The 11,013-nt window shown below is 69.8% G+C and carries 13 protein-coding genes and 1 tRNA gene; 8 read left to right on the top strand and 6 right to left on the bottom strand.

Annotated features, from left to right (window positions below; translation table 11 throughout):
• Positions 1 to 2: 2 nt before the first annotated feature.
• Together LOK44_RS02925 and LOK44_RS02920 are read right to left on the bottom strand one after the other, a co-directional pair.
• Complete coding sequence (locus LOK44_RS02925; protein WP_237568562.1) at positions 3 to 362, bottom strand: DUF732 domain-containing protein; 360 nt, start codon at positions 360 to 362, stop codon at positions 3 to 5.
• 78 nt (positions 363 to 440) lie between these two features.
• Entirely contained in the window at positions 441 to 1,871 is a 1,431-nt protein-coding gene (locus LOK44_RS02920) for an HNH endonuclease signature motif containing protein (RefSeq protein WP_237568561.1), read from the bottom strand.
• On the opposite strand from LOK44_RS02920, the gene LOK44_RS02915 reads away from it, so the two are divergent.
• Positions 1,872 to 3,164: an alpha/beta hydrolase fold domain-containing protein gene (locus LOK44_RS02915; protein WP_308192714.1), complete on the top strand. Its 1,293-nt coding sequence runs from the start codon at positions 1,872 to 1,874 to the stop codon at positions 3,162 to 3,164.
• Here LOK44_RS02915 and LOK44_RS02910 read toward each other — a convergent pair.
• Positions 3,118 to 3,203: transfer RNA gene (locus LOK44_RS02910), tRNA-Leu, on the bottom strand. The genes LOK44_RS02915 and LOK44_RS02910 overlap by 47 nt on opposite strands.
• Positions 3,204 to 3,278: 75 nt before the next feature.
• Between LOK44_RS02910 and LOK44_RS02905 the strand changes: the two genes are divergently transcribed.
• Together LOK44_RS02905 and LOK44_RS02900 are read left to right on the top strand one after the other, a co-directional pair.
• The gene (locus tag LOK44_RS02905; protein ID WP_237568560.1) at positions 3,279 to 4,613 is read left to right on the top strand and encodes a M20/M25/M40 family metallo-hydrolase; all 1,335 of its coding nucleotides are present in this window, start codon (positions 3,279 to 3,281) and stop codon (positions 4,611 to 4,613) included.
• Between the two features lie 26 nt (positions 4,614 to 4,639).
• A complete protein-coding gene (locus LOK44_RS02900; RefSeq protein ID WP_237568559.1) occupies positions 4,640 to 5,173 on the top strand; it encodes a YbhB/YbcL family Raf kinase inhibitor-like protein in 534 nt (177 codons plus the stop codon).
• Here LOK44_RS02900 and LOK44_RS02895 read toward each other — a convergent pair.
• From LOK44_RS02895 to LOK44_RS02885, 3 genes are read right to left on the bottom strand one after another with little or no spacing between them, the layout of a single operon-like run.
• Positions 5,170 to 6,231: a quinone-dependent dihydroorotate dehydrogenase gene (locus LOK44_RS02895; protein ID WP_237568558.1), complete on the bottom strand. Its 1,062-nt coding sequence runs from the start codon at positions 6,229 to 6,231 to the stop codon at positions 5,170 to 5,172. The two genes, LOK44_RS02900 and LOK44_RS02895, sit on opposite strands and share 4 nt — an antisense overlap.
• A complete protein-coding gene (locus LOK44_RS02890) occupies positions 6,231 to 6,491 on the bottom strand; it encodes a DUF5703 family protein (protein WP_237568557.1) in 261 nt (86 codons plus the stop codon). Before LOK44_RS02890 ends, LOK44_RS02895 begins: the two co-directional genes overlap by 1 nt.
• Positions 6,488 to 7,516 carry a YncE family protein gene (locus LOK44_RS02885; protein WP_372481158.1) on the bottom strand — a complete coding sequence of 343 codons (1,029 nt, stop codon included), beginning with the start codon at positions 7,514 to 7,516 and terminating at the stop codon, positions 6,488 to 6,490. The genes LOK44_RS02890 and LOK44_RS02885 overlap by 4 nt, the downstream gene beginning before the upstream one ends.
• 121 nt (positions 7,517 to 7,637) lie before the next feature.
• Between LOK44_RS02885 and LOK44_RS02880 the strand changes: the two genes are divergently transcribed.
• From LOK44_RS02880 to LOK44_RS02860, 5 genes are read left to right on the top strand one after another with little or no spacing between them, the layout of a single operon-like run.
• Entirely contained in the window at positions 7,638 to 7,961 is a 324-nt protein-coding gene (locus LOK44_RS02880) for a hypothetical protein (RefSeq protein WP_237568556.1), read from the top strand.
• A 42-nt stretch (positions 7,962 to 8,003) separates the two neighbouring features.
• The gene (locus tag LOK44_RS02875; RefSeq protein WP_237568948.1) at positions 8,004 to 8,834 is read left to right on the top strand and encodes an undecaprenyl-diphosphate phosphatase; all 831 of its coding nucleotides are present in this window, start codon (positions 8,004 to 8,006) and stop codon (positions 8,832 to 8,834) included.
• Between the two features lies 1 nt (position 8,835).
• Positions 8,836 to 9,537 carry a histidine phosphatase family protein gene (locus tag LOK44_RS02870; protein WP_237568555.1) on the top strand — a complete coding sequence of 234 codons (702 nt, stop codon included), beginning with the start codon at positions 8,836 to 8,838 and terminating at the stop codon, positions 9,535 to 9,537.
• Positions 9,538 to 9,592: 55 nt separating this feature from the next.
• Positions 9,593 to 10,183, top strand: coding sequence for an Rv2134c family protein (locus LOK44_RS02865; RefSeq protein ID WP_237568554.1), 591 nt, complete (start codon positions 9,593 to 9,595; stop codon positions 10,181 to 10,183).
• Complete coding sequence (locus LOK44_RS02860; RefSeq protein WP_237568553.1) at positions 10,167 to 10,994, top strand: Rv2133c family protein; 828 nt, start codon at positions 10,167 to 10,169, stop codon at positions 10,992 to 10,994. Before LOK44_RS02865 ends, LOK44_RS02860 begins: the two co-directional genes overlap by 17 nt.
• Positions 10,995 to 11,013 lie beyond the last annotated feature (19 nt).

Genomic DNA, 11,013 nt, shown 5'->3' with positions numbered 1-11,013 from the left:
GGTCAGTAGTGGCTGACGGCAGAGGCGCCGGTGCCGTCCTGCGCCCACGACTCGATCACCGGTAGCACGTCGGGGCACATCTTCAGCCCGGCGGCGTAGACGATGATCCCGGTCTCGAACGGCGCATACCCCGCATCGGCAACGTTGTTCAGTGCGGCGGGTACGGCTGCGCCCGAGCGCAACATGCGGCAGGTGAACTTGCCGAGGTCGATGACGTCGGTCATCGACTCGTAGTACACGCCCTCGTCGTCGAGGAACATCACGTACTCGATCGGGTCGGCTGCCGCAGGAGGCGCCAGCGTGACCGCCAGTGCCGCCCCAGTCGCAGCCAAACAGCCGATCCCGGTTGCCATTCGAATCATGTCCCCACCCCCTGTGCGCGGCCCCCCGACCGCTACTCAGAACGGTATCGCGGGGGGCCGACGAGCGCAGCGTGCGCATCAGAACGGCGGCGGGTTGGCGTCGCCATTGGCGCGGTTGATCGCGCGTTCGTGGGCGATGCGTGCGGCTTTGTCGGCGGCGCGGGTGCGTCGTCGTAGTGGCATCGCCCATGTCTTGGCGGGGGTGTCGGGTGGGGGTGCGCCGCGGGGTTGGTGGTCGCCGGTGGGGGTGGCCAGGTGCGGGAAGAACGACGCACCGAGTGGGGTGGTGGTGTAGCGGCGGCCGCTGGGTGAGGTGAATTCGATGGTGCCGTCGGGGTGTTGGACGTCGTTCCATCCGCGGGGGCCGCCCCAGAACGTCTTGAGCAGGTGATGGTGACGGCAGTACGCCTTGAGATCCGACGGGTGGGTGCGGCCCTGGGGCCAGGGGACGGTGTGGTCGTAGTCGCACTTCTCGGCCGGGTGGCTGCAGCCGGGGAAGCGGCAGGTGAGGTCGCGGAACATCAGGAACGCGCGCAGTGCGCGGGAGGGCCGGTAGCCGGGTTCGGCGGGGGTGTCAGGGCTCGGAACGATCAGCGGCCGGGTCGTGGCGCGGCCGGTGTCGACGAGTTCGCGGACCGTGGCGGCGGGCACGGGGCCGTGCCCGGGCAGGTAGGCCGGGGTGTCGCCGGTGCCGTCGATGGTGGACTGTTCGGCGAGGACGTGCACGATCACCTGCGTCGGCGCGCTGGTTCCAGCGGCAGCGGTCTCACCGGCAGCGGGGCACTGGTTCTGCCCGCACCGGCAGTCCAGGGTCTCGCGACGTTCCGACAGGGCCACGAGTCCGTCGACGCGGCGTTGAGCGGTGGTGCGGGGGTCGTCGCGGCATACCGTGGCGGCGATCGCGTCGAGGCGCTTGTCCAACGCGGCCCCGTCGGTCGCGCTGAGGCGGCCGTGGATCTCGCTGAGACCGTGCTCGCCCGGGGTGATCTCGACGTGGCGGTCGTCGAGCCGGTCGCGGGCGACCCGTTTGGCCTCGGGGTCGAGTTCGACGACCAGCCAGTCCACGACCTCGGTGAGCTTCGCCTGGGACAGGGCGTTCCAGCGGGGTGCGGCCTCGGCCAGCCTGGCGTCCAACTCGGCGAGGACACCCGGGTCCCGCACCAGGGTGGTGCGGGTGTCGATGGTCGCGATGACCCGCAGATCCACCTCGCCGGCCAGGAACCGCTGGGCCAGCCGGGGTAGCCGCTGGACCAGGGTGAGGCCGCGGGACATGTCGGCTCCGGCGCGGAAGCGGCTGACGCCGAGTTCGGCGCCGACTTGGGCGGCGGCGGCATCGAAGTCCTCGACGCACCACCGCTCGGTTTCGGAGCCGGGCCCGGCTTCGTGGCGGGCGGCGAACACCCCGGCCGCAACCAAGCGGCGGGCGACAGCGGCGCGTTCGGCGTGCAGCGATTCACCCATCACCGCGAGCAGCGCCCCGTCGTCGAGGCCCTCGAATTCGTCGAACACATGTTTGATTCTTCTCGCTCGCTGGCCAACCCGCTAGCCCCCAAGGCTGATCTGGGGATGAATGCGGCACTGTGGATAACCCGAGCCGAAGTGGCTGTGACACAGCCGTTCTCGTCGGACCCCCGTGGTAGTAGGGCGACGCGGAGTAGCTTCGCCCCCATGATCAATTCCGCCACCGTCACACTGCCGGGCCGGCTCGGCGACCCAACGCTCGAGCTGCGCACCGACCCCCGCTCCGATCCGCGGATGCTCGCGCTGTTCGCGCCGTTCGGGCTCGACGTCACCGCTGCGGATCTGCCCGTTCACCGGGGATCGCCGCTCGACGACCTGCTCGCGGCTGCCTTGGCGGCCGAGCAGGCGTTCACCGGCGTCTTCGCGGCCTTGCTGTCCGCCGTGCCGGACCCAGACGGCGTGGACACCCGCGTCGAGACCATCACCGGTGTCGACGGCAACCAGATCACCCTCTACGTCGACCGGCCGTCCGGCACCCAGGGTCGGCTGCCCGGCCTGCTGCACCTGCACGGCGGCGGCATGGCGATACTGCAGGCCGACACCGCCGCCGCCTGGCGCAGGCAGCTGGCAGGCCGCGGATGCGTCGTGGTCGGGGTGGAGTTCCGCAACGCAGGCGGTGCGCTCGGTCCGCACCCGTTCCCCGCGGGCCTGAACGACTGCGCCAGTGCGCTGGACTGGATGCACGACCGCCGCGACGAGTTGGGGATCTCGACCATCGTGGTCACCGGTGAATCCGGCGGCGGCAACCTGTCGCTGGCCACGGCGTTGAAGGCGAAGCGGGAGAACCGGCTCGACCGCATCGACGGCGTCTACGCGCAGGTGCCGTTCATCTTCGGCGGATACGACGATCCCGACCCGGCGCTGCCGTCGCTGGTCGAGAACGAGGGGTACTTCATCGGCCCCAGCGTCATGACGTTGATGGCGGCGCTCTACGACCCAGAAGGACGCCATGGGACCGACCCGCTCGCGTGGCCGTATTTCGCGACCGCCGAAGACCTCGTGGGACTACCGCCGCACGTCATCACAACCGACGAACTCGACCCGCTGCGCGACGAAGGCCTTGCGTATCTGCGCGCGCTGCAGAAGGCAGGCGTCCAGGCGTCGGGCCACGTGTACAACGGCGTCGGTCACGCCGGGGAGCTGCTGGCCGCAGCGGCAGTGCCTGATCTGTTCGACCGGGCGGCGCGCGACGTGGTCGCCTTCGCGCACAGCACGAGCCGGTGGTTCAAAAGTGTGTCCGAGGGGGGACTTGAACCCCCACGCCCGTTAATAGGGCACTAGCACCTCAAGCTAGCGCGTCTGCCATTCCGCCACTCGGACAAGAGCGCCTAAGGCTAACGGATCACCCGCCCCGGACCCAAACCAGCCCGCCCGGTTGATGGTACGAATGGGACTGTGACAGACGCCCCGGAAGCCACCAGCGAGGTCGTCGGCCTCGTCAGCGAGCTGATTCGCTTCGACACGTCGAACACCGGTGAGCTGGCGACCACCAAGGGCGAGGCGGACTGCGCCCGCTGGGTAGCCGCCCAGCTCGAGGAGGTCGGCTACGAGACCGAGTACGTGGAATCCGGCGCGCCCGGCCGCGGGAACGTCATCACCCGGTTGCGTGGCGCTGACCCGAGCAGGGGAGCGCTGCTGATCCACGGTCACCTCGACGTCGTGCCCGCGGAGGCGGCCGACTGGAGCGTGCACCCGTTCTCCGGTGCGGTCGAGGGCGGTTACGTGTGGGGTCGCGGCGCGATCGACATGAAGAACATGATCGGCATGATGATCGCCGTGGCGCGCCAGCTGAAGCGCTCGGGCGTCGTCCCACCCCGAGACCTCGTCTTCGCGTTCGTCGCCGACGAGGAGGCTGGCGGCAAGTACGGCTGCGGCTGGCTAGTCGAGAACCGTCCGGACCTGTTCGAGGGCGTCACCGAGGCGATCGGGGAGGTCGGCGGATTCTCGTTGACCGTGCCGCACCGCGACGGCGGCGACAAGCGTCTCTACCTGATCGAGACGGCCGAGAAGGGCATGCGGTGGATGCGCCTGGTGGCCCGCGGCCGCGCAGGCCACGGTTCGTTCGTGCACGACGACAACGCCGTCACCACCCTCGCCGGCGCCGTGGATCGGCTCGGCCGCCACCAGTTCCCGATCGTGCTCACCGACACCGTCGCGCAGTTCCTCGCGGCCGTCGGCGAGGAGACGGGGCACTCGTTCGATCCCGACTCGCCGGACCTGGACGGCGTGGTCGCCAAGCTGGGCCCGATCGGACGCATCGTCGGTGCGACGCTGCGGGACTCGGCGAACCCGACGATGCTCAACGCCGGGTACAAGGCCAACGTGATCCCGGGCTCGGCCGAGGCCGTGGTCGACTGCCGAATCCTGCCCGGCCACGCGAGAGAGTTCGAGGCCGCCGTCGACGAACTCATCGGACCGAACGTCACCCGCGAGTGGATCACCGACCTGCCAGCGTATGAGACCTCGTTCGACGGCGACCTGGTCGACGCGATGAACGCCTCGCTGCTGACCGTGGATCCCGACGCCCGCATCGTGCCGTACATGCTGTCTGGCGGCACCGACGCCAAACACTTTGCCCGCCTTGGCATCCGCTGCTTCGGTTTCATCCCACTGCGCCTCCCGCCCGAACTCGACTTCGCGGCGCTGTTCCACGGCGTCGACGAACGGGTACCCGTCGAGTCGCTGACGTTCGGCACGGAGGTCCTCAACCACTTCCTGCTGCACTGCTAACCCCGACCGTTCTCGAAAGGACGCACATGAGCACGCCGTACGACGCGCTACCGAAGTTGCCCACCTTCACCCTCACCAGCAAGGCCGTCACCGACGGCCAACCGCTCGGGAACGAGCAGGTCAGCGGAATCATGGGGGCCGGTGGCTCCGACGTCTCCCCGGACCTCGCATGGTCCGGCTTCCCCGAGGAGACGCGAAGCTTCGCGGTCACGATGTACGACCCCGACGCACCGACCGGATCGGGATTCTGGCATTGGGCGGTGGCCAACCTGCCCGCGACGGTCACCGAACTGCCCGAAGGCGTCGGCGACGGCAGCCACAGCGGGTTCCCGGGTGACGCAATGACATTGAGCAACGACGCGGGGCTGAAGCGCTTCATCGGCGCGGCGCCGCCACCCGGACACGGACCGCACCGCTACTTCATCGCCGTGTATGCCGTCGACGTCGAGAAGCTCGACCTGCCCGAGGGGTCGACGCCCGCATACCTCGGCTTCAACCTGTTCAGCCACGCCATCGCGCGCGCCGTCATCCACGGCACCTACGAGGTGCAGGGGAGCTAGCGGGCCGCCGAGCCGACGGCGTCCGCGAGGGAAGCGAACCCGCCCTCGTGGAGCCGTCGGGCCAGGCCGTCGTGAATGTGCTTGGCCCACAGGCCACCGCCGTAGACGAAACCGGTGTACCCCTGCACCAGTGACGCCCCCGCGGTGATCCGCTCCCACGCGTCGTCGGCGGTCTCGATGCCGCCCGCGCTGATCAGCACCAGCCGATCGCCGACGCGGCCGTGCAGACGGCGCAGTACCTCCAGCGACCGGCGTGCGACGGGCGCGCCGGATACGCCACCGGCCCCCAACTCGGCGACGCCGGGTGTGCGCAACCCCTCGCGCGAGATCGTGGTGTTGGTGGCGACGATGCCTGCCAGTCCCAATTCGACGGCGAGGTCGGCCACGGCGTCCACGTCGGCGTCGGACAAATCTGGCGCGATCTTGACCAGCACGGGCCGATCGGTCTGAACCCGTACGGCCGCGAGGATCGGGCGCAGCGACTCGACGGCCTGCAGGTCGCGCAGGCCGGGGGTGTTCGGGGAGCTGACGTTGACGACCACGAACGCCGCCAAGGGGCCGACCTGCCGGGCGCTGGAGGCGTAGTCGCCGACCGCCTCCTCGGCCGGGGTGGCCTTGGTCTTGCCGATGTTGACCCCGATCGGGACGTCGGCGCGGTGCCGAGCCAGACGCGCGGCGAGCGCCGCTGCACCGTGGTTGTTGAACCCCATCCGGTTCAGCAGCGCGCGGTCGTCGGCGAGTCGGAACATCCGCGGCTTCGGATTACCCGGCTGCGCGTGGGCCGTGACGGTTCCGACCTCGGCGTAACCGAAGCCCAGTGCGCCCCACGTCGACAGGCCCGAGCCGTCCTTGTCGAAGCCGGCAGCCAGCCCCAGCGGTCCGGGAAACCGGACCCCGAAGACCGTCGACGCGAGCAACGGGTCCGTCGGTGCGAGCCAGCGAGCCAGGGCCCGCCGCAGCGGTGCGACCGCGGTGACGCCGCGCAGGATGGCGAACACCCACGTGTGGATGCGCTCCGGGGGAACGAGGAAGAACACCCGGCGCAGCAGGAGGTACATCAACTGCCCGGCAGATCGCCGACGCCGAGCCGATCGGCCGCAGTCTTTCTGCGCCGCAACAGCACTCGACGGCTACCGTCGGTGTAGAGCCGGACCCGGGTGAGTTCCCACCCGCGGTACTCCGCCTCGATCGACAGTCGCGTCGAGGCCGAGACGCGCGTCACGTCCGGGGGCAGCCGCAGCGGAATCCACTCGTAGTCATCGGAGAGGTCGGCCTCCCACGCCGCGGGCATCCGACCGCGCTGGCTTCGACCGCTCATGGCGTCGCCTCCTTGATCACCTGCACACCCGCCCCCGAGCCCGACACCACGAACAACGTGTTGGACTCCTCGTCGAAGGCCAGGGAGTTCGGTTGCCGAACGGTTGAATAACGCACCTTCTCCACTGGTATTCCGGTGGCGAGATCGTAACCAACGACGGTGTTCGTCGCCGTCTCCGAAACCCACGCCAGCCGCGCCGAACCCGCCAGTCCGTAGGGCGCGCCGCCGACCGGATAGCGCTGCCGAAGGATCAGCGGATCGGCGCCGAACACCAGCAGAGCTCCGCCGCGGGTGTCGGCGACCAGCACGCGTTCAGCCGAATCGGCGGCGATGGTGGTGGCGCCCTCACCTGCCCGCAGCGCCTGTCCTGCGTCGTCACCGGAGGGATCGACGGTCGTCACCGACGTCTGGCCGCGGTCGAGCACCACCACGGTGTCTCCCTGGGCGGCGAGCCCGTCCACCCGCGCGAAGATCTGCAGGCGCGCGGCCACGGCGGTGTCGGACCCGAGCGTGTAGACCGCGCCGTCGGCGGTGCCGAGCGCGAGCCGCCCGTCGCCCCGCCGCGTGATCGCCGTGAAGTCGACGTCGGTGGCGCCCTCGACCTCGAACGGCGTCACCACGTCTCCAGCCAGCGCGATGCGAACGTAACCTCCGCGCACGGCGGCGTAGACGGTGCCGTCGCCATCACCGGCCAGCGAACTCGCGGGCGTGGGCAGGGTCACGGTGCGAGCCGCACCCGTCGTCGGGATCACCGCCAGCCTCGAACCGCTGCCGCCGGTTCCGGTGAGCACGACGAGGCTCCCCGTCGTCTGGTCGAACAAGCTGGTCAGGCCGGGCCCGTCGATCGGGCGCACCTCGCCGGCCGGCGGTGTGGCCGCTGGTGGCGAATCGGCTGCGGCAGCCGGGGTGATGGTCGGCGGCGGGGCCTCGACGGGATCCGACGAGCACGCCCCGACGGCGACGACCGTCACACCAGCAACGGCTGCGTGAAATAGGTGATGTCGCAGGTTTCGATGAAAAGGCAAAGGGTAGCTCTCGAGGCGTGCGGATAAGAGGTCACTCGCAGGTCGAGTGTAGGGAAGTCGGCGTTCACCGGTCGGTCGCGTCCGGCCTGCCAGGTACGCGCCCCGGCGTTAGTGTGCGTCAATGACCCTCGCCGCGGATCGGTCCGCCGTGGACCAGCGATTCCGCATCGAGGACATCTCGACGGGGCTGTTCGCCAGCGGCTTCGGCGCCGTTGGTGACGGCAGGTCGTTCAGCTTCCACGTCGAATTCCAGGTCGACCGTCACGCGCTGGTCATCGAGGTCTACAGGCCCCGTCTCGCCGGCCCGGTGCCCCAGGCCGAGGACGTGGTCGCCACGTCGACCCGCAGCCTGGCGAACATCGACGTCGACGACGAGCGCAGTCTCGCAGCGGCGGTGCGCGACGCCGTGGCCGACGCCCACCCGGTGCCACGCTCGAATCGCTGATCCACCCCGCGCGGTACGGTCTTCGGCGTGATCGTCGAGGCCATGTCCTGGCTACAGGTGGTGGTGTTGGCCGTACTGCAGGGGCTCACCGAGTTCCTGCCGGTGTCGTCCTCGGGCCACCTCGCCATCGCGTCCCAGCTGTTCTTCGACGACGACGCGGGTGCCTCGTTCACCGCCGTCACGCAACTCGGCACCGAGTTGGCCGTCCTGGTCTACTTCGCAGGCGACATCCGCCGCATCCTGATCGCCTGGTTCGGCGGTCTGCGCGACTCTGCGCGGCGCACGTCGGACTACTGGCTGGGCTGGTGGGTGATCATCGGCACCATCCCGATCTGCGTACTGGGTCTGCTCTTCAAGGACCAGATCCGCGGCGGGGTGCGCAACCTCTGGATCGTCGCGATCGCACTCATCGCGTTCTCGGCCGTCATCGCCGCCGCGGAGTACTACGGCAAGCAGAACCGCACCGTCGAACAGCTGACGTGGAAGGACAGCGTCATCGTCGGGCTGGCGCAGTGCATGGCGCTGGTCCCCGGTGTCTCGCGGTCCGGAGCCACGATCAGCGCGGGCCTGTTCCTCGGCCAGAACCGAGAGGTGGCCGCGCGCTTCGGGTTCCTGCTGGCCATCCCGGCGGTGCTGGCCTCTGGTCTGTTCTCGCTGCCCGACGCGTTCGCCCCGGTGACCGAGGGCATGAGCGCCACCGGCCCGCAGCTACTGGTGTCGATCGTCATCGCGTTCGTCGTCGGGTACGCCGCGGTGGCCTGGTTCCTCAAGTTCCTGGTTCGGCACGGCATGTACTGGTTCGTCGCCTACCGCGTGCTGCTCGGAGTGGTCGTCCTCATCCTGCTCGGCACCGGCGTCCTGGCGGCCTCCTGACATGACGGTCATCCTGCTGCGCCACGGTCGCTCGACGTCCAACACCGCCCATACCCTGGCCGGCCGGTCCGAGGGCGTCGACCTCGACGACAAGGGCCGCGAACAGGCCATCGGCGTCGTCGCCCGGATGGGCGACCTGCCGGTCAAGGCCATCGTCCGCTCGCCGCTGCTGCGCTGTGAACGCACCGTCGAACCGCTCGCCGACGCCCTGGGTCTGAACCCCGTCGTCGACGATCGGCTGGTCGAGGTCGACTACGGACAGTGGACCGGCCAGAAGATCGGCGACCTCGTCAAGGAGCCGCTGTGGGCGGTGGTGCAGCAGCAGCCCAGCGCCGCGGTGTTCCCCGAGGGCGAAGGACTGGCCAACGTGCAGGCCAGGGCGGTTGCCGCGATTCGCGACCACGACCGCAGGCTCGGCGAGGAGCACGGCGGGGACGCCCTGTGGGTCGCCTGTACGCACGGCGACGTGATCAAGGCGGTGCTCGCCGACGCACTCGGCGTGCACCTCGACGGCTTCCAGCGCATCACCGCGGACCCGGCGTCGATGAGCGTCATCCGCTATACCCCCGTGCGCCCGTTCGTCCTGCACGTCAACCACACCGGCGCAGACCTCACGTCAGCGCTCGTGCCCAAGCCCGCGCAGACTGCCGAGGAGGGCGCCGTCGCCGCCTCCGACGCGGTGGTCGGCGGTTCCACCGGGTGACCTACGGCCGTGGGAATTACGGCAGCTCAGCCGATACCGGTATTTTGGAAGGGCCATGACCCGCTCGATTCACGTCTTCCGCTCACCCGACCGCTTCGTGGCCGGGACCGTCGGGCAGCCGGGAAACCGGACGTTCTACCTGCAGGCGGTCCACGACGCGCGGGTGGTGTCGGTGATGCTGGAGAAGCAGCAGGTCGCCGTGCTCGCCGAGCGCATCTCCGCGCTGCTGCTCGAGATCAACCGCCGGTTCGGCACCCCGATCCCACCCGAGACCGACGAGGTTGGGGATCTGAGCCCGCTGGTCATGCCCGTCGATGCGGAGTTCAGGGTCGGCACGATGGGCCTGGGCTGGGACTCCGAGGCGCAGACGGTCGTCGTCGAACTGCTCGCTGTGTCGGATACCGAGTTCGACGCCTCGGTGGTCCTCGACGACGCCGAGGACGGCCCCGACGCCGTGCGGGTGTTCCTCACCCCCGAGTCGGCGCGCGAGTTCGCGAACCGTTCCAACCGCGTCATCTCAGCGGGGCGGCCGCCGTGCCCGCTGTGTGATGAACCCCTCGATCCCGCAGGCCATATCTGCGTGCGGACCAACGGCTACCGGCGCGGCGCCTTCGGTGGTGCCGACGACGATGAGCCCGACTTCTGACGCAGCGGTCGGAGAGGTCCTGAGTCGCGGTGAACTGACCGTCATCGGACGCATCCGATCCGCCAGCAATGCGACCTTCCTGTGCGAGGCGCATCTCGACGACCGGCAGGCGCACTGCGTCTACAAGCCGGTCGCCGGTGAGGCGCCGCTGTGGGACTTCCCGGACGGGACGCTCGCGGGCCGCGAGTACGGCGCCTTCCTGGTCTCCGATGCGCTGGGCTGGGAGATCGTGCCGCACACCCTCGTTCGCGAGGGACCGGCGGGGCCGGGCATGGTGCAGCAGTGGGTCGACCAGCCCGGCGACGCACTCGACGACTCCGGCGCCGAACCCGATGGACCCGATCTCGTCGACCTCGTGCCCGCGGGACGCGTCCCGCAGGGCTACCTACCCATCCTGCAGGCCTACGACTACGCCGGCGACGAGGTCACGCTCGTGCACGCCGACGACGCGCGACTGCGAATGATGGCCGTGTTCGACGTGCTGATCAACAACGCCGACCGCAAGGGCGGCCACATCCTGGCAGGTGTCGACGGACGCGTGCGCGGAGTCGACCACGGCGTGAGCCTGCACAGCGACGACAAACTGCGCACCGTGCTGTGGGGGTGGGCGGGCAAGCCGATCGACGACGACACCCTGGCTCGCGTCGCTGCGTTCCGCGACGCACTGTGCGGCGACCTCGCCGACGCGCTCAGCGGTCACATCACCAACCGCGAGATCGATGCCCTGTACGCCAGAGCCGTTCTGCTGCTTGATGATCCGGTGATGCCGACGCCCGACCGGCACCGGCCCATCCCGTGGCCCGCCTTCTGACGGGCGCAACCCCGCTCTC

Origin of the sequence: Mycolicibacterium lacusdiani, from assembly GCF_021916785.1 — a bacterium.
Lineage (GTDB): Bacteria > Actinomycetota > Actinomycetes > Mycobacteriales > Mycobacteriaceae > Mycobacterium > Mycobacterium lacusdiani.
The sequence above is the reverse complement of the archived record's forward strand: the minus strand, read 5'-3'. Positions and strand labels throughout refer to the sequence as shown.